The organism is Pseudoalteromonas luteoviolacea NCIMB 1944, from assembly GCF_001625565.1.
GTDB classification, from domain to species: domain Bacteria; phylum Pseudomonadota; class Gammaproteobacteria; order Enterobacterales; family Alteromonadaceae; genus Pseudoalteromonas; species Pseudoalteromonas luteoviolacea_F.
Genome location: NZ_AUXS01000015.1, coordinates 1 through 23,858, shown reverse-complemented (window position 1 = coordinate 23,858; position 23,858 = coordinate 1). Strand labels below are relative to the sequence as shown.

General features: G+C 42.8%; 20 protein-coding genes. 5 read left to right on the top strand and 15 right to left on the bottom strand.

The annotated features are described in order from the left end of the window. The first annotated feature begins 147 nt into the window (after positions 1–147). Both N483_RS03435 and N483_RS03430 read left to right on the top strand, forming a co-directional pair. Positions 148–681, top strand: coding sequence for a hypothetical protein (locus tag N483_RS03435; RefSeq protein ID WP_023400741.1), 534 nt, complete (start codon positions 148–150; stop codon positions 679–681). Beyond that, complete coding sequence (locus N483_RS03430) at positions 678–1,550, top strand: TIGR03899 family protein (RefSeq protein WP_023400742.1); 873 nt, start codon at positions 678–680, stop codon at positions 1,548–1,550. The genes N483_RS03435 and N483_RS03430 overlap by 4 nt, the downstream gene beginning before the upstream one ends. A 71-nt stretch (positions 1,551–1,621) precedes the next feature. On the opposite strand, the gene N483_RS03425 is transcribed toward N483_RS03430, so the two are convergent. From N483_RS03425 to N483_RS03380, 11 genes are all read right to left on the bottom strand, one after another. Next, positions 1,622–2,383 (bottom strand): TIGR04219 family outer membrane beta-barrel protein, encoded by a 762-nt coding sequence (locus N483_RS03425; protein ID WP_023400743.1) that lies wholly within the window; start codon positions 2,381–2,383, stop codon positions 1,622–1,624. 4 nt (positions 2,384–2,387) lie between these two features. Beyond that, a complete protein-coding gene (locus tag N483_RS03420; RefSeq protein WP_023400744.1) occupies positions 2,388–3,374 on the bottom strand; it encodes a DUF2333 family protein in 987 nt (328 codons plus the stop codon). A gap of 8 nt (positions 3,375–3,382) precedes the next feature. Beyond that, complete coding sequence (locus N483_RS03415) at positions 3,383–3,895, bottom strand: copper chaperone PCu(A)C (RefSeq protein WP_023400745.1); 513 nt, start codon at positions 3,893–3,895, stop codon at positions 3,383–3,385. Between the two features lie 104 nt (positions 3,896–3,999). Continuing rightward, positions 4,000–4,323 carry a hypothetical protein gene (locus N483_RS03410; protein WP_036976860.1) on the bottom strand — a complete coding sequence of 108 codons (324 nt, stop codon included), beginning with the start codon at positions 4,321–4,323 and terminating at the stop codon, positions 4,000–4,002. Positions 4,324–4,331: 8 nt separating this feature from the next. After that, positions 4,332–4,532, bottom strand: coding sequence for a PspC domain-containing protein (locus N483_RS03405; RefSeq protein WP_023400747.1), 201 nt, complete (start codon positions 4,530–4,532; stop codon positions 4,332–4,334). A gap of 12 nt (positions 4,533–4,544) precedes the next feature. After that, positions 4,545–5,225: a PspA/IM30 family protein gene (locus N483_RS03400; RefSeq protein ID WP_023400748.1), complete on the bottom strand. Its 681-nt coding sequence runs from the start codon at positions 5,223–5,225 to the stop codon at positions 4,545–4,547. 168 nt (positions 5,226–5,393) lie between these two features. Next, positions 5,394–6,410 carry a tRNA dihydrouridine(20/20a) synthase DusA gene (gene dusA, locus N483_RS03395; RefSeq protein ID WP_023400749.1) on the bottom strand — a complete coding sequence of 339 codons (1,017 nt, stop codon included), beginning with the start codon at positions 6,408–6,410 and terminating at the stop codon, positions 5,394–5,396. Positions 6,411–7,153: 743 nt separating this feature from the next. After that, a complete protein-coding gene (locus N483_RS03390; RefSeq protein WP_023400751.1) occupies positions 7,154–7,717 on the bottom strand; it encodes a hypothetical protein in 564 nt (187 codons plus the stop codon). Between the two features lie 49 nt (positions 7,718–7,766). Continuing rightward, positions 7,767–7,895: a hypothetical protein gene (locus N483_RS27585; protein ID WP_023400752.1), complete on the bottom strand. Its 129-nt coding sequence runs from the start codon at positions 7,893–7,895 to the stop codon at positions 7,767–7,769. A gap of 194 nt (positions 7,896–8,089) precedes the next feature. Beyond that, positions 8,090–9,106 carry a UDP-glucose 4-epimerase GalE gene (galE, locus tag N483_RS03385; protein ID WP_023400753.1) on the bottom strand — a complete coding sequence of 339 codons (1,017 nt, stop codon included), beginning with the start codon at positions 9,104–9,106 and terminating at the stop codon, positions 8,090–8,092. A gap of 68 nt (positions 9,107–9,174) precedes the next feature. Then, the gene (locus N483_RS03380; RefSeq protein ID WP_023400754.1) at positions 9,175–10,032 is read right to left on the bottom strand and encodes a hypothetical protein; all 858 of its coding nucleotides are present in this window, start codon (positions 10,030–10,032) and stop codon (positions 9,175–9,177) included. A 290-nt stretch (positions 10,033–10,322) separates the two neighbouring features. Here N483_RS03380 and N483_RS03375 point away from each other — a divergent pair, with 290 nt between their 5' ends. From N483_RS03375 to yjjG, 3 genes are all read left to right on the top strand, one after another. Further along, positions 10,323–11,222: a phosphoribulokinase gene (locus N483_RS03375; RefSeq protein WP_023400755.1), complete on the top strand. Its 900-nt coding sequence runs from the start codon at positions 10,323–10,325 to the stop codon at positions 11,220–11,222. A gap of 65 nt (positions 11,223–11,287) precedes the next feature. Beyond that, a complete protein-coding gene (gene yjjX / locus N483_RS03370; RefSeq protein ID WP_023400756.1) occupies positions 11,288–11,815 on the top strand; it encodes an inosine/xanthosine triphosphatase in 528 nt (175 codons plus the stop codon). Then, complete coding sequence (gene yjjG / locus N483_RS03365; RefSeq protein ID WP_023400757.1) at positions 11,815–12,489, top strand: pyrimidine 5'-nucleotidase; 675 nt, start codon at positions 11,815–11,817, stop codon at positions 12,487–12,489. The genes yjjX and yjjG overlap by 1 nt, the downstream gene beginning before the upstream one ends. A gap of 16 nt (positions 12,490–12,505) precedes the next feature. Here the strand turns inward: yjjG and rlmB are convergent, their stop codons facing one another. From rlmB to N483_RS03345, 4 genes are all read right to left on the bottom strand, one after another. Next, positions 12,506–13,243: a 23S rRNA (guanosine(2251)-2'-O)-methyltransferase RlmB gene (gene rlmB / locus N483_RS03360; RefSeq protein WP_023400758.1), complete on the bottom strand. Its 738-nt coding sequence runs from the start codon at positions 13,241–13,243 to the stop codon at positions 12,506–12,508. A 2-nt stretch (positions 13,244–13,245) separates the two neighbouring features. Next, positions 13,246–15,741, bottom strand: a complete 2,496-nt coding sequence (gene rnr / locus N483_RS03355) for a ribonuclease R (protein ID WP_023400759.1) — start codon at positions 15,739–15,741, stop codon at positions 13,246–13,248. A gap of 156 nt (positions 15,742–15,897) precedes the next feature. Beyond that, on the bottom strand, positions 15,898–19,974 hold the full coding sequence (locus N483_RS03350) for an OmpA family protein (protein ID WP_023400760.1): 4,077 nt from the start codon (positions 19,972–19,974) through the stop codon (positions 15,898–15,900). Further along, a partial coding sequence (locus N483_RS03345) for an SdrD B-like domain-containing protein (protein WP_196764398.1) occupies positions 19,967–23,858 on the bottom strand: 3,892 nt, incomplete at its 5' end. The genes N483_RS03350 and N483_RS03345, both read right to left, overlap by 8 nt.

Genomic DNA, 23,858 nt, shown 5'->3' with positions numbered 1-23,858 from the left:
CAAGAGCAGCTTTCTCTATGGTTCATCTTATAAAATATGATAGGTTTTTACTATCGTGATCTACATTCGTTAACACCTAAGTAATATTATAGACGATGTTCAAATACTTGCGCTTTGTTGAGGTGCAAATAAAACGCAGAGGGAGGCATGGTGCAATTAATTCAAACAGCTTTAAAAGTGATTATATTTAGCTTACTTATAAGCTTAATCGTTGTAAATATGCTGCCTACTACCTACCGAGTTACTGTCTCTGCTCCCTTGCCTAGTGAGCACGCGAACGCAGCGCCGTTTATGCTCTCGACAAAAAATTGGGTGCAAGCTTTCAGTGTTTTACAGTCTAGTAAAATTCACCTGCTATCGACACAAAATGCAGAAAAAGTAGGCGGGTTTGTCGCATTCAATCACTCAGGAGGCCGAGTTGATGCAACATTGGTTGAAAGACAAAACAACGAACTTCAATATCACCTACGTTTTCATGAAGAACACCAAGCCAAAATGCGCATCCTCCTACAACAAGAAACTAAAGACATCACAATCACTATTCAAGGCGAAGTACTTTCTCCTGTCATTGGTGGCTTAAATGCTTTACTCACTAAGCATTATTTAGAAAAAATAGTACAAACGGCAGTCAATGAAATGAATTCACAGCTTAAATTACAACAAGTGGGGCATGAAGAATGACAATTAAAAGCGCCCAAGCACGTTCTAGCTTAGCTTTGCTGATAGAAGAGAAGCTCGGCTATGCAATGATTAAACAAGCTAAGCCCATGCAATCTAGTGGACGCTATTCGACGCCAAATACGGCTCAGCAAACTAGCTTTTTTGTACAAAGCCAGCATAGCCCCCTAAAACGCGCTTTAAAAAGACAGCAACTGCAAAAAATTCAGCGTCAACAAAATATTGAGGCGGTAATGGGCATGTCGCTCTCTCTGTGTCCCGATGTCACCAGTCGCGGACGACCCGACCCCGATTGGTTAGAGCACTTTATTTCTCTTGCCGAAGACATTGCTAATCATACAATGCAAAAATTATGGGCCAAGATTTTAGTTGGTGAGTCCATAGCCCCTGGCACTTTTTCAATAAAGAGCTTACAAACACTTAAATTGATGACTCAACGAGAAGCTGAAGCATTGCAAAAATGCGCATCTCTCTGTGGTTATTTAGAAAAAGAAGACAGTTACCTGATTATCCTCGGATACTACAAAAAGCCTTCAATTTTAGACTTATTGAGAAAAGGAAGCACAGAAACAATCAATCTAGCGCAAGCGGGATTAAGCTTCCCACATATCCTTACTCTGATGGATATTAATTTGATGTATCGACAGGAAATTGAATCCACGAGCCTTCAAAAAGGCCAATCCCTCACGCTCATCTATCAAAACAAAAAAATAAACTTTGAGGCCAAAAGCAACGATCTCGTACTCAGCTACTATAAATTGACACAAACAGGAGATGAGTTGAAAAAACTCATCAATACACCGGTCAACAAAACGTATCGACAGTTACTTAGTAAAACACTGGAAGAAGAGTTCACGCTCACCTTCGAATAATTTTGAAAATAAAAAGCCCTGTGACAACGTTTGGCTATCACAGGGCTTAATCATGCTACTTTGCTCGGCTTTTAGAAGTGAACCTGTAAACCAGCAAATGGACCTGACGCATCAATGTCAGAATCAAAGTCGTCGATGTCATCTAACTCTAAAACAAGTGAACGATATCCAGCTCTTACAGCAACATCAACAGCTAGGTTATCAATAAACTCCCAAGCGACGCCAATTTGATAGTCCTGGATTTTACTGTCGTCTATCGCTAATAAGCTACCCTCTGCAAAAACACTCAGACCAGTTAATGGTAAGCCAACCTCAGCTCTCAAATAACCAAGAGGAACAAAGCCTGAAAAGTCGACTGTTTCAGTCACAGTCGTACCGTTCACATCACCCGTTACAGTAACATCAGCATCGAACTGTTTGGCATTAATACCAAAATCAAAAGAAACTAAGTCATTGTCAAACAACTCATAGTAAAAAATGTAATCGATGTGATTTAAATCTGCGACTGTGTTTGCCTTTGTGCCGACTGTGAAGTTGCTGTCGCCAAATTCAAACGTATCTGTCAACGTTGTACTACCCACCAGCTCAAGCTCAGTGTATTTCAACTTAACATTAGGCACCAATGGTACAGGGTGCTCTAAAGCAGCATAAAAGCTCGAAAACGTCTCATCTTCAAAATCGAATGACTGAAGATTGCCTTTTTCAGCAAAGCTACCTTCGGGGTCATTTTGCCACCCTTCTGCTCCTAAATATAAACCTAATAAAGTATCAGCATGTGCTGCAGGTGTAAGGCAAGCCAAAGACAACGCTGCCGCTAAACAATACTTTTTCATTTTTTTATCCTTGCGCTAAAAGTTCACTGAGTTCTATAAGAGCTGCATTTGCTCTAGAAATATAATTTGCCATCACCAAAGAGTGATTGGCCACAAATCCAAAACCGCTGCCATTTAAAATTACCGGGCTCCAAACAGTTTCCTGTGTGGCTTCAAGCTCCCTGATAATCTGTTGCAAGCTCACTTTGGCATTTTTCTTTTCTAACACATCAGAAAAGTCATGCTCTACTGCTTTTAAAAAGTGTATTAATGCCCAGGTCGCACCGCGTGACTCGTAGAAAACATCGTCTATTTTCCACCATGACGTTTTTACCATAGACTGTTGGGCACCTGCTGTCGCTTGCACAGCCGTTGACTCACCAGCCAAATCGGTATTGATTCTTTCTTGTCCGACACTCGCACTAAGTCGTTGACTTAAACTACCTAGACGTTTTTCGGCTTCTTTGAGCCACCCTCTTAAATTGTCAGCCCGGGCATAAAACTGGCTATCTACCTGCGCTTGATTTGAAATTTGCGTTTGGTATTCATGTAAATAATTAATACCAGCTTGATACTCACTCTCCGCACTGGGCAATATCCAGGCCGTAGAACTAATATTAAATTTCGGTTGCGCTTTTTTTAAACTCGGGTGTTCCGTCGATTGTGATTGCGAGCGACTGAAATCTTTTCGCATTGACAGCGCCAAATCTCTAGACATCTCTAAAACACCAAACTCCCAAGCGGGCATATTATCCATTAATACGCTTGGAGGTAGTACATCATTAGATAGGTACCCACCCGGTTTGTCTAACAGTGTCTGCATCACTTCAACCAATGTATTACTAGTAACATATCCCGTCACTAAGGTTGCCCCTTGAGCATCAGCACGTAGCTTGGCGCGCTCTACAACATCAAATTGATCAGGTTCAAAGCTCCAATATACTGCCAACACATAACCTAAAATCAGCACACCTGACAACGCGGCAAATACCTTGCCCTTGTATTCTTTCATCCTAACTCCTAATGATGATGATGGTGTGACTCACTTGAAAATGCATCCTTTAACGAAACAACTTTAATTTCATTTTCAACTTTCTCACCATCAGAAAAATATAGTGTGAGTTTGCGGGTTTCGCCTACTTTTAACTTAACTTTTGGATCAAACCCCATTAAATGATGCCCTCCTGGCTTAAACTCAATGCGCTGCTTCGCTGGTACTAAAAGTGCTTTAACAGGCTGCATTTTCATCATTCCATTACTGTGAATATGCTCGTGAATTTCGACGCGCCCCAGGCCTTCTATTTTTGCACTGACAATCGTGATCGGCTTGTCTGAGTTATTGAATACCGTCATGTAACCCGCAGTTGACTTTGCAGCCGGTAGAAAAGCTCGAATTTTTGCTTGTGATACCTGAAGGTTTGCTGAATCTTGTGTTGCATGATGGTGGTGTTCATGCCCATCATGTTGATGATTGTGAGCGACCCCTAAGCAAGAAAACGACAAAAGTGATACAAATGCAAAAGCTTTGCGCATAGCTGGATTCCTTAATTCTGATTAAAACAGTATTAGACGCCTTGATTATACAGCGCTTGAATACTGAATTCACAGTAAATTATATTCGTATTCCCCTTAATCAATCAGTGTTCAGCACTTTTTTCAAACACTAGCCAAGCTAATGTAACCAATAAGAAAAGTGGAATTGCAATCATGGCGGAGTTAAATAAAAACGCCAATACTAGCCCAATGAGCACAACTAACCCAACACCCAGTATTCCTACACTGAGTAACGCCACAATCGCAAATCCCACTATCATTAACAGCAAAAAGCCAAATAGCTCAATTCCAACCCACCCAAGCCCTTGAAATAGCTCTGATAACCCTAGAGTTGTCAAAGGAATGGATAGCCATGAAAATAGCAGTAAAATCAGCAAGGAACTTATAACAATTGCCATAAACTTCATCACACCCCCTACTTCTTGTTTGACATACATAACCACCCAATGCCATATCCTATGATGCATGGCCAAGTAAATTTGAGTGCCAGTAGTACAACCAGTAACCTGACCAGCCATACAGGTAAATCGAAGTGCTTTCCTAACTGAACACAAACACCAGCGATTTTCTTTTGTGCAGCTTGATGCTTTAAATCTCTAACTCTGTCTGAATACATAATATTGGCTCCTTAATTTGACAAAGTTTTATTTGTCGATGTAGAGGCAGCCTTATTTTTCAGCGCCTGCAACATAGAAGAAACTTGCTCTTGTTTCAGCAGGTTGTTGAACTCAAATTTTACTTTCTTTGTCTGCCCATCTTCGAATTGCACTCCTTTTGACACATTGTCCTCTGTTTTTAGTAATCTGTTTTCCCAATTCGTTATGTGAGACGCCAAGTCTCGTACCACGGGGCTGTGCAAAGCCTGCTTTAACTTCAGTCTTGCTGACAGACACTCTTCTCGAATTGATCGATTCATTTTTACTTGAGAAGACTCAGTGCGTGAATGCAATACAGCGTATTCATTTTCAAGCTCGCTGAGGGAATTTGATAGCTGCTGTGCATACTGCTGCACTTGCTGTACTTTATTTTCGCATGCTAGCTTTTCACGCAAAGCCGCTTTAGCTAGATCTTCCCGCCCCTTCTCTAACGCAAATTGCGCTTTTTCATACCAGTCATTTATTGCTTTTTCATAACTTGCGATTTGCCGGCGAACAACCGATTCTTCGACTTTTAACTGTGCAATAAGGGATTGAATTCTCGACACGTTCGTCTTCACGTGTGATCCCGAACTAGCACAGAGCGCTGATTTCCCCAATAAAGTGTTTATTTCTGTTTTGATTAAATCTTCTATGCGGTCGATTAAAGCCATAACATGTTCCTTAGTAACATATAGTGACTTTAACATTCCAATCTTTATGCCAATGATAAAATCGTTTAATTATCAGATGATTAGTATAAAAAGCAGAAGGGAGAAAAAATGTGGATTATTAAATTGTAGTTGAAAAGGCCAAAAAATAGTCTTTTTGGCCACAGCCATTTATTTGTGTTCAGGAACGAACGTCAGCGCTTTTTCCATAACTCTGATATCCGCTTCTTTTTTATGTCCATTTTCAGATAGGTGACGTCTAAAGCCGCGTGCACCAGGCTGATTCTGGAAAATACCTAGCATATGCCTTGCGATATGCCAGAAATTTGCACCACGAGTCATTTCCTGCTCGAAATAGTCATACATGCTGCGGACAACTTCATGTCTTGTTTGAGTAAATGGTGCATCCCCATAGAGCTTTTCATCTATTTGAGATAGCAAAAATGGGTTGCTATAGGCCTCTCTTCCTATCATCACTCCATCTATATGATCTAAGTGATGCAAACACTCATCCAGTGTTTTTACACCTCCGTTGATACTCACATGTAGATGTGGATAGTCTTGCTTGAGTTGATAGACACGCGGATAATCCAGTGGTGGGATCTCCCTGTTTTCTTTTGGACTCAAGCCTTGAAGCCACGCTTTTCGCGCATGGATAATAAAATCGTCACACCCAACCTGATGAGATGCCTCAATCAAATTGGTTAAAAACTCATAAGAGTCATGCTCATCAATTCCGATACGAGTTTTAACTGTCACGGGTATCGACACTTCCGCCTTCATCGCTGCAACACATTCAGCAACCAAATTTGGCTCAGCCATCAAACATGCACCAAAACGTCCATTTTGCACTCTATCAGATGGGCAACCAACATTCAGATTCACTTCGTTATATCCATACTCTTGAGCACGCCTAGCACACTCAGCCAAAGCTTTTGGATCGGATCCGCCAAGTTGCAACGCTACTGGCATTTCATGATCACCAAATGCCAGATAATCACCTTTACCAAAAATAATTGCACCCGTTGTGATCATTTCTGTATATAACACCGCATGCTTACTTAGCTTACGGTGAAAAGTGCGACAATGCCTATCTGTCCAATCTAGCATAGGTGCAACGGAGAAGCGTCTAAACGCTGAATCACTGGTATTGACTGGGCTAACGCCTGATTTATCAGTACTTTTCATAATGACAATTTTACCTGATTTACGCTTGTTTGAGCCTATTTTTCGACATAGAGTGCCCCCACCGGTTCCCCCAAATAGTCGGACGGGAACCCTTTAAGGAGAGCTTCGAATGGCATTTAACGCAATAGAAAAACGCAAGACTACAAGCGGTGAAACTCGATACAAATGTCGAGTTAGAGTAAAGTTTAATGGCAAGATTATACACAATGAAAGTAAAACATTCAGTAAAAAGCCATCAATCAGAAAAAAGGAAAGTATAGGATCTGTAGCGGCAGCATAAGTCCCTGACACACTGTATATTTGTAGGGTGTGCACAAGCAAAACAGAGATAGTGCTAATTTTCGATTTCGAAATAAAAATCAACGTACAGGTCTTGGAAGTTCACCACCAAAGTCAGTACCACCTTTCTCCATGCTGACTTCGCTTAGCAGTTAAAACATGGGCCCTTAAGTTTTAATCTCCAAATAAGTAAAAGCCCTTATTAAAACCAACATAAAAAGAAAAATAAAATAAAAACCCCATCATTTAAAATACAAAGTCACCTTCCCAGCTAAACAACCCATAATAAAAAGCCAACGTATCAGGCCACATAAAACACCTTGAATTTAAGTAAAAAAACCTACACCCCTTTAATTTAATGAGTTTGAAAAAGGAGTAATAGATTGCAGCAGCTTTTGTAAGGGGGTGACTAAATCAGAGAATAGATAAATATAAAAAAACATGTATACCAATGCACTGAGAGGTCATCTATTACCTAAATCAAAATGCTTTTTATCTAGGAATAATTTAGTTGGATAGCTTATTAATATAATAAACGCACTGATATTACATATGAAAAAAGATGCAGCAACGAATGAATTCAATAAACTGTAACTAATATCTAAGTACCCACGTACTACCAGCTGAATAAAATACAAGGACAGTTCAATAAACATTAGATAGGATACTGTCCTTGCAATATTCGAAAACCCACATTGCCTGATAGCATGAAGTAAAAATAAAGAAACAAAGAAAAAGGTTAAATTAACCATACCTAAAAAGTAAAATAATCGACGCAGTGCAATCTTTTCCATAGGTAAAGTTATTATGTGGTCGGAAAGTATATTGCCGATGATAAAAAACACCACAGTGCAAAGTGCGGTAAGGAAACAAGAGTGGAGTGTATGATCGGCTTTAGTTCTTAAACTACTTTTACCACCAAAAAAAAGGCTGAACTTTCTCTCCCAGAAAATGACCATTAAAAAGAGAACAACCAATAAAAACAATGCTCTAAATACCCAATCAACATAGGCAAGAATTTCATTCATATTAGCCTGTACCCTTCTTTAAAGTGTTATCATCCTTGCTGTAAAAGCATCATCCTTGCTGTAAATGCATCATCCTCGCCATTTGCTGAGGCGGCGCCTTACTAACTGAAGTTCCACCAGCAATTACTTTAACGTCTTTTGACGATAGCTGCTTCAATTCTTTCTTTTGAAGTTTCATTTGCTGATTTCCTTTAATGAATATTTTCATTTAAAGGAATGTAACAACCCTATTTTTTTAAGTCAAACAAAAGGCTTCTGCTTGTTTTTTCATCAGAAGCCTTTGAAATTCATATTACCTGCGCACTTCACTAATCAATTAAGAAGTATCATTCATCATCAGGATTGTTAATCTTTAAACACCAATGCACTCAACTACGCTTGGTATCCTTCTGGGTTATTATTTTGCCAATGCCACGAATCTTTCATCATACTGTCGATGCCCCTTTCAGCCTTCCAGTTAAGTTCTTGCAAGGCTTTTTCTGGTGCGGCATAACAAGCAGATATATCCCCAGAACGACGTGGTTTTATGTCAAAGGGAATGGCTCTGTTTGATGCTGACTCAAACGCTTTTACCATATCCAATACAGAGTATCCATTGCCTGTGCCTAAATTGTATATATGCACACCATTAAATTGTGCGAGTCGATCTAGGGATTTTAAGTGACCCAAAGCCAGATCAACTACATGAATATAATCACGTACGCCTGTGCCATCATGGGTGTCATAATCATCACCAAACACCCCTAAGCGCTCCAACTTCCCTACCGCAACCTGTGTGATATACGGCAACAAGTTATTTGGAATACCATTGGGATCTTCGCCAATCAAACCAGACTCATGGGCACCAACTGGATTAAAATAGCGCAATATCGCGAAAGCCCAACGTTCATCAGATTTTGCAAGATCCTGTAACATCATTTCAACCATTAGCTTAGAGCTACCATATGGATTTGTCGTGCCGCCAACAGGAAAGTCTTCACGGATCGGTAAACTATGCGGATCACCATAAACAGTGGCAGACGAGCTAAATACCAATTTAAATACATTCGCATCACGCATGGCATCCAGCAGCGTCAAGGTGCCTTGTACATTCGTTTGGTAATACTCAATAGGTTGTTGAACAGACTCACCAACAGCCTTTAGACCGGCAAAATGAATTACTTGATCAATAGTATGTTTTGCAAATACGGAGTCTAAAAAAACACGATCTAAAATACTTCCTTTGTAGAAAGTAACATCTTTGCCTGTAATCCTTTTAACTCTATCCAATGCAAGGGCAGAAGAATTAGCTAGGTTATCAACCACAACCACTTCATCACCTTTATTGAGTAACTCAACTACCGTATGCGAACCAATATACCCCGCACCACCTGTTACTAAAACTATCATGTTGACCCTATAAAATAATAAAAAATAATATGCGCCACAGCTCTACTGTAAACGACTAAATATCAAGATTATCGATCGCAGACAAAAGCCAAAGTTTCTTCATGGAAGCTTAGTCGGGTAATATTTGCTTTGCAATAACCTTCAAAATTGCGCCATAACTTTACCGATTTTGGCGCATCTATGTTCCTTGTAAATACTTTATTATCAATAGCATATGCAAGTGTATCGCTATCGAGCCAAGTATAGTCTTTTACGCTACTTGGTAGTTGAAAATGTTTCTTTACCGAACCTAACTGGTTTGAATATGTAGCGAACCACTGCTCACCGTGTTCTACAAATGTAAAGCTATACACATCTCTTTTTGCATTAAAAGCAAGGCTACGGCCAATGTTTTTTGCAATAACTTTAGGTAGGTGCCCAGACAAATCAGTGAATTGTAATGTGTGAGGCTCTCCCAAAATAAACATAATTAAATCATCATCATTGCCCCATGCATGGTAGCCTACAGGCTCAATGTGCTCAAAAATACGCTGGGGTTTTTGTGACGCTTCTTCAGGGTAAAACCACAATCTTTGCTTACCAGTCGGCTCAACCACAATCGCAGACACGCCATCTTTATGCGGATAAATGGTTGGTGAGTATTCCGATTCAGGCGTATTAGTTAAATTGGTATGAGAGTTATCAGCAAACCGATACAAAAATAGATCAGTCTGAGAGCGCTCTGCGCTGGTGATCTCTTTTGTATAATAGACACCCTCTGCACTTACCAATGGCTGGTTATGATAGGCATCATCGCTTGTCAGTGGTTTAACGGTAATTCCATTGTCGTGGCTTTTTGCTAACCAAATTTGGCTCTTCGGCATAGCTGCATGAGCTTGTGACATTAGGCTGCACGCAAAGAGTGCGCCAAGCATGACTTTAAACATTATGCGTCCTTTTTTATTTTTGATCTTACCGAGTAGCCAATCAAAAACCAATAATTTATCACGTTCTCCTCAATTTTTTACACACACTCAACATCGTATACTCGCAAAGCGCTTGCGAAATTCTCGTCTTTCAGTAACATCAATTCAGATGTTCCAGCGGTGATGGCTACAATGCAGTTGTGCTTCACATAGCTTTAATCAAGCGCAATATCAGCGCAACAGCGAGCGGCTAAACAGGTGAACAGCTCAACCAACCGCCGCTATTAGACTCCGTTTTTATTGAGGTTACCATGTCACAACAACACCCAATTATCGCCATTACAGGAAGTTCAGGCGCCGGGACGACTACGACTACCAACGCCATAAAACATATATTTCGTAGTCTTGATGCCAAAGCCACGCTTGTTGAAGGAGATAGCTTCCACCGCTACACTCGTCCAGAAATGGACAAACTTAAACGAGAGGCCTTACAAGAAGGTAAGCATTTGAGCTACTTCGGGCAACAGGCAAATGATTTCGAGGCATTGGAGGAGCTATTTGCAAGTTACGGAAAGACAGGTAATGGTAGAATACGTAAGTATTTACACACATTCGACGATGCCGTCCCCTATAACCAACTTCCAGGTACATTTACGCCGTATCAAGATTTAGAAAAAAACACCGATGTGCTGTTTTATGAAGGCCTACATGGCGGCGTGGTCACTGAAGAACACAATGTTGCCAAACATGTAGACCTGTTGATTGGCATGGTGCCTATAATCAACCTTGAATGGATCCAAAAACTCATCCGCGACACCCACGAACGAGGTCATTCACGAGAAGCCGTTATGACCTCCATCGTGCGCAGTATGGATGATTATATAAACCATATAACACCGCAGTTTTCACGTACACATATTAATTTTCAGCGCGTTCCAACTGTCGATACGTCGAACCCTTTCAGCGCAAAAGACATTCCGTCTTTGGATGAAAGCTTTGTAGTGATCCGTTTTCGTGGCATTGACGATGTCAACTTCCCCTATTATTTACAAATGATAGAAGGCAGCTTTATGTCTCGCGTCAATACATTGGTTGTGCCTGGCGGTAAAATGGGCTTGGCAATGGAGCTGGTCTTAACCCCGCTCATAAAAGATCTTCTCATTAAAAAACGTGCCTATGAAAACTTAGCGCCCACGGAGCTAAATATTTAAATTTGCCTTATTTCACTTTCCCTCAGTAAACTAACGACTCAAATTTGAGGGATGTGAAATTTATTATGCTCAAAATACTTGTAGGTTCAAAAAACCCTGTAAAAATTAACGCCGCAAAAACAATTTTTCAGCAGTACTTTCCGGAGCTGGAAATCCACTGTGAGGGCTGCCATGCACCAAGTGGCGTGCCCGATCAACCTCTGGGTGAATTAGATACACGTCTTGGTGCTCAAAATAGAGTCGAATACCTCAAAGCACATTTTGATGCGGACTTTTACTGCGCGATGGAAGGCGGTGCCGCCAAGTTTGACTACGGTGCGGCGACATTTGCCTTTGTGGTGATCGCCAATGATCAGCACTCCAGTGTTAGTAGAAGCTGTAATCTCCCACTGCCAGAGAAAATATATAATGCGCTTGAGCAAGGTGAAGAGCTTGGCCATGTCATGGACCGAGTTTTTAACACGACCAATATCAAACAAAAAGGCGGGGCGATTGGCTTACTAACAAATAATCTAGCCACCAGAGAGAGTTCATACACACAGGCACTCACCTTGGCAATGGCTCCTTTTATTCACTCAGAGTTATATAATTGATGAAGTATTCTCATATCATCTTTGACGCCGATGAAACCCTGTTTCATTTTGACGCTTTTCTCGGCTTACAAACCATGTTCAAACAACATAATGTGGTATTTAGTCAGCAAGACTACAATGAATATCAGACACTCAATGCGCCCTTGTGGATTCAGTATCAGGAAGGGAAAATTGATGCGCAAACGCTTCAAATTACTCGCTTTAATACCTGGGCTACAAAGCTGGCTGTCTCACCTGAGCTGTTAAATCTTGGCTTTTTAAATGCCATGGCAGACATATGTAAGCCCTTACCTGGCGCGCACTCTTTATTATCGGCACTCAATCCAACAACTTCTTTGAACATCATCACCAATGGATTTAGCGCGCTGCAAGAAAAGCGTTTAAACAATACCGGATTTAAGCATTTTTTTGATCATGTCGTTATTTCTGAGCAAGTTGGCGTAGCTAAACCCGATCCGCAAGTATTTGAACACACCTTAGAGCTGTTAGGTAACCCTAATAAGGCAAATGTTTTGATGGTAGGAGATACGCCAAAAAGTGACATATTGGGTGCCAATAGATTTGGCATAGACAGCTGCTGGTTACAACATGATGGTCAAACTTGTCCCGATGATATTCAACCAACTTATCGAGTGGGCGATTTGGCAGAGTTAGAGACTTTACTAGTTAAGTAAAGTCTCTAACAGTAACTTATAAATTGCGCTGACGCAGCACTTCAAACAAGCAAACGCCTGTAGCAACCGACACGTTCAAGCTAGATACAGTGCCGACCATTGGGATTTTCACCAATAAGTCGCAGTGCTCTCTTGTTAAGCGACGCATACCATCGCCCTCTGCTCCCATAACTATCGCAACAGGGCCCTTTAGATCAGATGTGAAAATCTCATTGTCTGTCTCTCCTGCTGTACCAACAACCCAAACACCTGCGTCTTTAATATCACGTAATGTACGCGCTAGGTTTGTTACTTGAATAAGTGGCACCGTTTCCGCTGCACCACACGCCACTTTGCGTGCTGTGCCATTCAGCTTGGCAGACTTATCTTTTGGCACGATAACCGCGTGCACGCCTGCCGCATCAGCACTACGCAAGCATGCTCCTAAGTTATGAGGATCTGTGACACCATCTAGCACCAAGAAAAAGGGTGCTGCATTCGCATCAATGATCCCTTGTAAATCGTTTTCATTCAATGTGCGCGGGGCTTTGACGTTGGCAATAATGCCTTGATGCTGTTCGCCTTTTGCTTTGTTATCTAGGGCTTTACGCTGCATAAACTGCACTGAAATACCATACTTACGCGCTTCATTGACCACCGCACTCAAGCGCTTATCATCACGACCTTTCAATGCGTAAATTTCTAAAAAGCGTTCAGGTTCTTTGGCTAAAATGGCTTCAATGGAGTGAAAGCCAAAAATTAATTCATTACTCAAAACTATGCTCCGGCACTATTTTTTTGTCTCTTGCGGGCATTTTTACCCGGTCTTTTCGCCTTAGTGGCTTTTTTTCCTGTACTTTTTTTAGCGGCTTTTTTACTTCCTGATGCGCCCGCTTTTTTGCTCTTCTTCAACACCCCTTTCGGCGTGGTTTTTTTACGTTTTTTAGCCTGTTTGCTGCCTTTATCTGGCGAGTCGTCTTGTTTATCCGATTTTCCTTTTGGAATTTTACCCGCTTTCAACTGAGCGCGAACACTACTTTTTGCAGCTGGTTCTGCATCAGAGCTGGATTTTTTGCGACGCCTTGCATAACGATCAGGCTCGGCTTCATCCGCCAATACCAAATTAATGCGTCGCTCATCTAGGCTCACTGATGCTACGACGACACTCAATTTGTCGCCTAAACGGTATACCGTTTTACTATGCTCTCCGACTAAGCAGTGCTTTGCACCATCAAAATGGAAATACTCGTGACCCAAATTGCTAACGTGGATCATGCCATCAATTTGCAACTCATCAAGGCGAACAAACAAGCCAAAATTGGTTACTGATGAAATCACACCTGAGAACTCACTGCCGACATGGTCTTGCATAAATTCGCACTTCAGCCAGTCAGCCACTTCTCGCGTTGCGTCATCAGCACGGCGCTCGGTCATCGAACACTGCTCACCAAGTTGATCGGCTTCATCCGCATCGTACACATACGCGCCAGACACTTTTTGCCCTTGTTCAGCTAAGATCCCTTTGATTGCTCTATGCACAACCAGATCAGGATAACGCCTGATAGGTGAAGTAAAGTGAGCATACGCTTTAAGCGCCAGGCCATAATGACCAATATTATCTGGTTGATATACCGCTTGCTTCATAGAGCGCAGTAACATGGTTTGGATAAGCTCAGTCTCTGGACGTTGACCTAGCGATGCTAGCGCCTCAGTCAGTTCAAGCGGTGTAGGCTCATGGCCAATTGGACTCTCTATCCCCAGATCATTTAAGAACTGCCTAAAGTGGCTAAGCTTTTCAGGATCTGGCTCATCATGGACACGGTATAAGCTACTTGCTTCGTGTTTTTCAAGTAACCTTGCCGCCGACACATTTGCCAAAATCATACACTCTTCGATGAGTTTATGCGCATCGTTACGTACAACAGGTACTATTGATTCAATTTTACGATAAGCATTGAATACAAAACGAGTTTCCAGTGTCTCAAATTCAATGGCACCACGTGTTTGACGCGCCGATTTAAGCGCCATATACATGTTGTGAAGCTCTGTCAGGTGAGGCGTTACATCAGCATATTCTGCTCGTAGCTTTTCATCACCTTGTAAAATTGCATGTACTTTTGTATATGTCAGTCGTGCATGGGAGTTCATCACAGCTTCGTAAAAACGATAGCCTGACAGTCGTCCTGCTTCTGAAACCGTCATCTCCGCGACCATGCAAAGTCTATCGACTTTTGGGTTCAATGAACACAACCCGTTGGATAGCACTTTGGGTAACATAGGTACAACTTGCTCGGGGAAGTACACCGAGTTACCACGCTCAATAGCTTCTTTATCTAGCGGACTATTTTTTTCTACATAATGGGATACATCAGCAATGGCAACCCAAAGTCGCCAACCACCCGAACGTTTACGTTCACAGTGAACCGCATCGTCAAAATCTCGCGCATCTTCACCATCAATGGTTAATAGCGGTAAATTGCGAAGGTCAATACGGCCTTGTTTGTCTTTTTCTGCAACGTGTTCGCCGTGTTTGCTCACTTGATCCTCAACCGCTTGCGGCCAAATATGCGGTATATCGTGATTGCGCAGCGCAACTTCAATTTCCATACCCGGTGCCATATGGTCGCCAATCACATCAGTGATCTTGCCAACCGCATTCATTTGCTTCGTTGGCCGCTGGGTTATTTCAACCTGCACCATTTGATTGTGTCGCGCACCTTTTTCACTGCCGGGCAAAATAATAATATCTTGAGTAAGACGTGGATCTTCCGGTACAACTACCGCCATGCCGTGCTCAACAAAATATCGACCTATAATGGGTGCACGTTCAGATTCTAAAACTCGTACAATACGTGCTTCGACTTTACCGCCCGAGCCACGGCTTGCAGCCTTAGCTAACACCCAGTCTCCATGCAACACACGATCCATCTGGTGTTTGGTGATAAACCAGTCTTTTTTCTCTCCCTCAACTTCCAAAAAACCAAATCCATCACGGTGACCAATTACCTTGCCTTTGACTAAACCGTCATCGCAAGGGATCACGTAGCATTTGAATTTATTGAAGTGGAGTTGACCATCACGCTCCATCGCCCGAAGTCGCCTTTTAAACGCAATCTGACGCTCTTCTTCAAACACATTGAGTGCTTGGCAGAGCTGACTGAAGCTGGTTTTTTTGCTACTGGCTTTAATTTTTTCCAGTATAAACTCACGACTTGGAACTGGATTATCGTATTTTTCTTGTTCTCGAGAGAGATAGGGATCCTGCTTTGGCATGCAAACACTGTGTAAAGGAGTTATAGCTATATTCTAACGCAAAACACACTAATGGCCTAACCAAAGAGCACCGACTCATCATAATTTAATAGTAAGAGGTGAGCCCCAATAATTTAACTTTAAGCTTATTGGGGCTCTGGGAGAAAATGTAAATACTTAAAACTTACCAACTAGGTTGATAAACCATCCTTTTGAGTCGTAGTCTAAGTCCGTTAAATCATCAGAAAAGTCAGTAAAATTATAACCAACACCGATTTTCATGTGCTCTCCGACATGCCGGTGCAGCGCAAATAAGGCTCCTGAGCGGCTATCTTCAGCCAGATCAACGCTCAATGAGCGCCACTCAAGCGTTGCATCCCATTGATGCATCAAATGATAGTCAGCACGCAATACGCCAAGTGTCGCCGCTGAATCAAACCACTGCCCGGTGTCACGGCCCATTCTCAGCTCACCTTGCCGCTGCGCCAATTTAGTACCAATGCGCCAGCGCGGTGTCAGCTGGTAATTCACATCCAGCGCCCAAACTCGACTGCGCTGTTGAGGTGTATTATCAAGACCTATACCGCTTAACTGTGATGCCGGAGCCAAGTCTTCTAAATAAGTAAAGCTGGCCACTCCAGACCAAGGGCTCGCAGATATTGGGCGATAAGCGACGCCAAACTGTGCTTCAGTAAAATCACTGTTGAGTGCACCAGCTGGTTCACTCTCAGCACGAGAGCTATCACTTTGTGCCCAATCGACTCGAAATTGCGCTCGCCAATCATCGCTGAGTTTGGCATGGATGTTCTGCCTAGCTAGCCAAGATGTTCTGGTTTCTGTGCTGTTACTGTCTTCACGATACTCTAGCGCACTACGCCACTGCCAAGAATTTGTTTGGTAGCCCAAGGAAAACGTGGTGACATCCCGATCGATCATATCATTACTGCTCTCAAGTTCGCCTTGCTCAAAGCCAAGCCCAACTTGCCAGCCAACTAAAAAGTCGTGTTCGATGCCATACGCATGAGTTAATCCAGTTTGCCGACTATCTTGTTGCCAGATCTGCTCAGCATATACACTGGTTGAAGTATTAAATCTATGTCTGGAGCCAGTTACCCAGTTCTTTTGCCTTCCAGTTGAGAATAAATCCCCGCCATCAGGGTCTACGCGGTATTCAACATACGCATTGCTGCCCGCTTGGTATTGCCAATCAACCCCGAGTTTGCCCGCTTCACCGAGATTGCCATGCGATAGCTCTGAATTGACAGCCAGCGTGTCTGTCAACAGCACCTCTGTGCCGATACCAACTCGGTTGTTTGCTAGTCGACTTTGCTCTCTTACGAGTGTACCTTGAAGATAAACATAAGGCTGCCACATTTCACTGCCGTCGTAATTGAGCTGCACGATTGCATCAATGCGCTCGCCATCATCAAGTTGGGGCGTTTGAAGCTCCTCATTTTGCTCTGCAAGGCTTTCTTTATTGTCTTGACGTACAGCGCTACTAATTTGCCAATCGTCGTTCAATTGATAAACATACCCTAATTCAGCAGCCTGCCTCCGCTGTTGACTATCTGCTTTTTGTTCATCCACTTTGAGCTGAATGGCATGATCGTCTTCGATTTGCCATTGCCAAAATGTGCCAATTGAATGGCTATCGACTTGGCTTATTTGGCCCGTAGAGCTAAACCCAGCCTCAAGTTGTTGCCAATAAAATTGGCCATGCCCTTGCTCATCCAACCCAATATCAGAAAATTCAAATGCTGCTTCAATTCTTTTTCCCGTTGCTGATTGGCCCATTTCACTCGATTGTTGCTGCTCAAAATCAATACCACCGGTAAACGAATTAAGTGTATTGCCAATACCCTCCGTTTGCGCAGCTTCAATTTTGATATAAGCCGTATCACTAGGCCGGTAAGTAGCATCCACAGCAATGAGTTGATCATCAAACAAATCTTGTTCTTGATGGTTGAGCGTAGTACCAACTTGTATTGTATCAGTTAGCCAATGGCTCAAACGAGCACCATAGGTCAAGTTATCTAAGCCATTGAGCCCCGGCGTGTACTCATATTGCGCTACCAAATAGACAGGGTTGCTGTCCAAGCTTGCGGTGCGCACGAGTAAATCATCCTGCTGGAACGAAGACAGGGGTCGATTCAATAACACACGACCTTGTAATGCATCAATATCGTAATCTTGGCCTGCAATAAGCCCTCGCCTAACTAACACTAAACCGGTAATTTTATCACGGACCTCAACCGCGATTTGCTCAGAGCCTTGAACAATATCTTGATTCTGCAGGTAGTAAAGAGAGCCACCTGTTGAACGATGAGACTCATAAGCACCTAGCGTTTCAGCCTCAGCACCATATACATGAACCTGGGATTGGTTATCGCCCGCTGTGGTAAGATCATCCGTTATATATTGCAACTGTAAACCATACAAGCCACGTTCAACACGCGCCAGCTCGGTATCATTGAACGAGGTATTAAAATTCCCCCATAACACATGAGACTGAGATTTCTCGACTTTTAAATACACTTTGCCATTGCTTGGTGCATCATCAATTACAGTCGAGTCATCGCCATACTCTGTGGGGTGTTGCTCTTCTTCAAGACGACGGAATAAACTTTTTGGGTCTTTTTCATGGAGTCCAGACAATAATTTGTTCAGCCCCTGCTCTTGCGTGTCTATCCGCGCAGTCACCTTGTACTCATCACGCCATTTACCTGTGATATAGCCACTTAAACGTCCTTCAGCAAAAACATTTCCATCTTGGTTGTGATCAGCACTAAGTAACTCAACTGGCCCATTATGGCTGTTTTGCCCAATCGTCAGATCGGCCAATGCCACATAAAACCAGTCGCTTTTTGGCAACTCGAGATCACGATGAATTAATCGCCCTTCTCCTTCGGCATTTAATACCGCAACTTCTGCTCGGTGAATACCGCTGCGCACGATTTCTTGGTGAACAAATTTGCGCTCACGGTTGACCGCAACCACCCTTCCAAGAAAGTAAACGCGGTGATGGTCAGGGACCTGCTCACCATATAAGGTCAATGCGCCACCTGCAATTTTGATATTTTGTTTGGCAAGCATTGACTTGCCATAGCCAGCCATTAAATACCCTTCGAGCTTGTCGTCATCGACAGCATAGCGTGGTTTAAAGTCAGCTTGCGCAAGACTGGTTTCATCAAAGCGACCTTGCTTATTGTACACTTTTAAGCGGTAATTAAGACTCATACCCAGCATATTGCTAGGTAGCCGCCAGCGACCTTCCAAAGCGTCATCAAGTGCTACTTTTGCCAGCACTTTATCACTGTGTGGTGCAAGGATCTGCACTTCTGCGTAGTCAAAAAAGCTCTGATAATTACTGTAGCCTTTTAGGTGTAGCATCAAGGTATTACCAGATTTTGTCAGTGCATGTTGTATATTCAATTTGGGTAATATATTGAGCGGATCGTATTTAAGCTGTAGCTCGAAACGCTCTAAATTGATATCCGCACAACGCTGAGCGTCTGCATTGTTGGCAACATCTTCATCCATAAAAGCTTGGCCATCTAACGTGATACTTAATGGCCCTTTGTTTGCCGTAACATCACCACATAATTTTTGACGCTGCGGCGGTGCTATCACTTGTGTATCTTTTACCGTGCGTGTTTCAGTGTAAACAGCAATCACTTCAACTCGGCGGTTTCTCGCCATACCAGCTAACGTCGCATTGCTTGCTACCGGCTCGCGATTGGAACGACCTTCCGTTGTTGTTGAAGAAGGCTCAAGATTGAGCTGCTGACGGAAATAATCCGCCACAATATTAGCTCTGTGCTCAGATAAACCCTGGTTAGTTTTATAAATCTTACGCGCATTGGCACTGAGACCTTGCGAGTCAGCATGGCCTATAAAGTGCAATTTAATATCTTGCTTGCCTTGCAAAAAGCCAATGATGCGATCCATTTCAAGCTTGGTAGTACCCGTTAAATAGTGCTTACCAGAAACAAAGCGAATTGCAGAGTCTTTTACGAATTGAGCTGACTTGTCATCTTTAACCGTTCGCTCTATTTCGACTGTTTTGGCTTTGGGTTCATCCAATCCGCTAAACACAAAGTGCTTTTGCACTATCACCCGTTCAGTATTACCTGCCGCAGACGTCACTTTGCTGTCATTAACAGCGTCGATAAAGGCATAGCTCATTGATGGTACAGAGGTATAAGCCGCTGCACACAATAGCGATATTTTGCTCAGTAAGAATCGATTAGTCATCGCTTCCTCCTAGCTGTTGGTGGGCTGGTAAAGCAGGAATAAAAAATGGGATCATTTCCGTTTCAATAGTGATTGGAAGCTCACGCTCTGCCACTTGTGTTTCGATCCATTCAAGTAGCAATTGAGATTTACGCTGTGCTTCTGTGGTTTGCTCTAATTCAGATTGTTGATATGCAATACGAATAACTGTCGGTGTTTTATCTAGTGCATTCAGTAGCTGCGTTAGACGAGACAGATACTCAGGCATGATTGCCTCACCGTCAAATAACTCAGCTGTGATTTCGATGCGCGCTACTTTATGGATACTCGCGGCAAAGTCAAGTTGGTGTGATTTACCGCGTGTTAAGCGCACCACTCGTGGGTTTTCACTGATGACACGATATCCCGAAGGTAAGCTACGCTCATCCAGTTTCACAATAAAGTTGCCACCTCGAACAGCATGTGGAATATCCGCACACGCTAAATGATAGCGACCATGTTGATCCGTCGTGATCCAAAGACCTTGCGCCGTTGCTAAACGAATTGCTGGTAATCCAGACTCTCCGGCTTCTTGAATTCCATTTCGATTATGATCATCAAATACTTTACCCATCAGATCGCTACAATCGAAAATGGGATCTGGAACAACTCTAACGGTCGCTTCACCAATATTTGAAATTCGGTTGCCAGTACCCGTTTGGTACAGACCGCCTATAAACTCGACCCAAGCCTGATTGATATATTTACCTTCGCTGACACCAGTACCCACCACAACGATCAGTTCGATCATCACTGACTGTTCTGGTTGTAGAGATTTACCAGCCCAGCGCAATTGCCTGCCGCGCTGTTCAGGCTCTATAGCTAGGCCATCCACTTTAGCACTGCCCGCAACATATTTAAGGCCGGCAGGAAGCTGATCAATAAATGCCAGTGGTGACAGCTCCATATCTGATTGGTTGGTCACTTTAATGCGATATGGCACCAGTTCGCCAATCACAACATCTTGCTTGAGCGCCTGTTTACTGACATGCACCAGATCTTCGCCAAATGCATCGAGTGGAATATGGTTGTTTACCACATTGCCCGACGGTAACTTAGGCTCAATGTAGAAGCTCTGATAGTACTGAGTAGTATGCATATCTTGCAGCGCTTGATCTGAATGATTCGCACACTGAGTGGCAATATGCTCGGGCGCATCCAAAGTTGGTACAGTTTCTTCAACAAAAATCGTAATTGGTAACTCTCGAGCACCAACTCTGAGTGTGTTCGTACACACAGGTAGACGCTTCGATCCGCCACTTTGATAACCATTTGGCTCAGTTACATGGAGCTCATACACGCCAGCAGGGGCTTGTGCAAAGAGTAAGAATTGATAGTACCCATCATCGCTGGTAGTTTGCTCTACATTGGCTGAGCCACCAACTAAATGCAGATCAGGCTCAAAACCACTCGGGCCAGTGATCTTAATTTTCGCACCCTTGATTGGTTTTCTCAGCTCTGAATCGTAAATCACGCCTGATGGATCCACTGGCAATGATTGATTTTCAACTTGCTCACCAGCGCTAACACGCAGATTTAAAATAGTTCCTTTTTCAGTGCTGGCATCTGGATCATCAGAAACAGGAAGGCCGTAAATTACGCCACCTTGTGGATGCCTAAAACGTACTTCATAAGTACCTACTGGTAAGCCATTAAAGGTGTACTTACCGTTACCATCGGATTCCACAATCGCCAGAGGTTCAGCATCTAAAGGATTTCCTTCACCAGTCATTGGATCTGGTAATAGCTCTACGATCCAACCACCTTGCCCGTTGCTATCATCTTCCTCTCGGTTATGGTTTTTATCCAACCAAACCATGCCTGAGATACTGGCAGGATCCATCAATTGCTCACCAAAATTGTATGAGTGTGCTTTGGTTACATGCCGCTCAATATGGATAGCAGATATCTGATCATCACCCAATACTCCGCCAATGTTACCAACACTATCTAGACCATCTTGTGTATTTTCAGGCTGGTATTCTGTAACAGTGAATCCATCAACACCACTTAGCGGCAGATCTTCAAACTCATAACGTCCATAGGCATCTGTGAAAATATCACGACTCACAGGCTGGCCATCAAGATCAGCTCCTGAAATAGTAAGCTTTACATCGCGTAGACCCATCTCATATGTGTCTTGAACACCATCATCATTGAGATCTACATATACACGACCAGCTAAATCACTGCCACGTTCAGCAAAGTTGTACCCCGTAGCATGCTGATCAAGTGCAATCAATATACCTGTGAATTGATCCTCACCGATCTCGCCACCTGCATTGCCTAATTGCTCTTTACCATCAAGCCAAGCACTCGGCTGTTTTTGGGTAATTTGATAAGTACCTGGGTATAAGTAATCAAAGGTGTATACGCCCTGCTCATTCGAGGAAACACTTCGTTCGACTGCGACACCGTCTAAAGTTGTCCCGGTTAAACTAACTTCCACGCCACCAATACGCAGAGTTTCCCCATCTTCAAGTAAGCCATTTTCATCTGCATCCACCCATACTTCACCTGCAATAGATGCCCTTGGTAGCTCCGCAAAATCGAAGTTTGCATATTGCTTAACTTCAAGCACCTGACCGATTGAAATACTGTCTGTTCCTTTTGAATTGGTAACGACGATACCCTGCGCAGACTCTTGACCATCTAGGTATGATTGCGGTTGCTGAGTTTGAGTTACAACATAGCCAAGTTCATTGCTCGGCGGCAGATCAGTAAAGCTATACACTCCCTGTTCATTGGTTGGCGCGCTAAGATCTATGCTGTGGCCTTGATAATCAACACCAGTTAAGCGTATTTCAGAGCCAACAATAGCAATGTCTGTTGCATCGAATTCCGTACTATTCGGGAATAGGCCCGAGTCAGTCCTATCAATAAAAACGCGGCCACTAATGGCAATACCAAAGCCTTCTGTGAAATTCTGTAGCGTTAGCCCTGCACCTTGCTCTAATACAAGTCCACTGATCACATCTGTGCGATCCGAATCCGCAATCTGAATACCATTTTTATAATCGATATCATCGACATAATTAGCTGGTTGAATTTGGACTAGTTGATAACCTTGTGCATCGCTTTGCGGCAATTGGGTAAATTCAAAACGACCCTCGGAATCAGTTACAGTTTTGAAGTTAACATCAATACCTGCATGACTTTTACCTGAGAGCTGAATTTCCACACTTGAGATAGCATCATCACCACTATCTAGTTGCCCATCAATATTACGATCGACAAATACTGCCCCCCCAATTCGACCTTTGTACAACTCTGCAAAGTGTAAATTAGTGACTTCTTGGTTCGCAGATAATGATACCGAGAAAACGTCGTTGGTATTTATTGAAACGATCTCTCCATCACGTGACTCATGGCCGTCATTAAATAGTTCTGGTTGTATTTGTGTTACGGTGTAGCCTTCTTCATTACTTGCTACCAAGTTGGCAAATACAAATGCTCCATTGCTACTGGTTTTAGTTTCAATCTCAACCACTTCACCATATGCGGAAACACCACCGAGCGTGATCGTCACATCTGCTAATCCAAATTCATCAACATCCATTAATCCATTGCTATTTGCATCAATAAAAACTTTACCGGAAACTTGAGCATCGTTATGAAGCTGTTCAGTAAAAACAACTTCTTTGGCTGTTTGCTCTTCTTGGCCTAGAGTTACCGATACTTCACTTTGTGATCCAAATTGATCAGCCGATGAACCAAGATAATCTTGGCCTTCAACATAATCTGTAGCGCCTTGCGTGATGGTGTAGCCTGCTGAGTTAGAAGCGCGAAGGCCGGTAAAGTTAAACGTACCATTTGCATCAGTAGAGGTACGCAGATTCACCGCCTCACCGTAAAGATCCTGACCT

Coding starts and splice junctions, on each gene's coding strand:
- galE (WP_023400753.1), bottom strand. CDS start 9,106: ATGATAGTTTTAGTAACAGGTGGTGCGGGGTATATTGGTTCGCATACG.
- rnr (WP_023400759.1), bottom strand. CDS start 15,741: ATGCCAAAGCAGGATCCCTATCTCTCTCGAGAACAAGAAAAATACGAT.
- N483_RS03380 (WP_023400754.1), bottom strand. CDS start 10,032: ATGTTTAAAGTCATGCTTGGCGCACTCTTTGCGTGCAGCCTAATGTCA.
- N483_RS03410 (WP_036976860.1), bottom strand. CDS start 4,323: ATGAAGTTTATGGCAATTGTTATAAGTTCCTTGCTGATTTTACTGCTA.
- N483_RS27585 (WP_023400752.1), bottom strand. CDS start 7,895: ATGAAACTTCAAAAGAAAGAATTGAAGCAGCTATCGTCAAAAGACGTT.
- N483_RS03420 (WP_023400744.1), bottom strand. CDS start 3,374: ATGAAAGAATACAAGGGCAAGGTATTTGCCGCGTTGTCAGGTGTGCTG.
- N483_RS03375 (WP_023400755.1), top strand. CDS start 10,323: ATGTCACAACAACACCCAATTATCGCCATTACAGGAAGTTCAGGCGCC.
- N483_RS03405 (WP_023400747.1), bottom strand. CDS start 4,532: ATGTATTCAGACAGAGTTAGAGATTTAAAGCATCAAGCTGCACAAAAG.
- N483_RS03435 (WP_023400741.1), top strand. CDS start 148: ATGGTGCAATTAATTCAAACAGCTTTAAAAGTGATTATATTTAGCTTA.
- N483_RS03390 (WP_023400751.1), bottom strand. CDS start 7,717: ATGAATGAAATTCTTGCCTATGTTGATTGGGTATTTAGAGCATTGTTT.
- N483_RS03430 (WP_023400742.1), top strand. CDS start 678: ATGACAATTAAAAGCGCCCAAGCACGTTCTAGCTTAGCTTTGCTGATA.
- N483_RS03350 (WP_023400760.1), bottom strand. CDS start 19,974: ATGACTAATCGATTCTTACTGAGCAAAATATCGCTATTGTGTGCAGCG.
- N483_RS03400 (WP_023400748.1), bottom strand. CDS start 5,225: ATGGCTTTAATCGACCGCATAGAAGATTTAATCAAAACAGAAATAAAC.
- N483_RS03415 (WP_023400745.1), bottom strand. CDS start 3,895: ATGCGCAAAGCTTTTGCATTTGTATCACTTTTGTCGTTTTCTTGCTTA.
- yjjX (WP_023400756.1), top strand. CDS start 11,288: ATGCTCAAAATACTTGTAGGTTCAAAAAACCCTGTAAAAATTAACGCC.
- yjjG (WP_023400757.1), top strand. CDS start 11,815: ATGAAGTATTCTCATATCATCTTTGACGCCGATGAAACCCTGTTTCAT.
- dusA (WP_023400749.1), bottom strand. CDS start 6,410: ATGAAAAGTACTGATAAATCAGGCGTTAGCCCAGTCAATACCAGTGAT.
- N483_RS03425 (WP_023400743.1), bottom strand. CDS start 2,383: ATGAAAAAGTATTGTTTAGCGGCAGCGTTGTCTTTGGCTTGCCTTACA.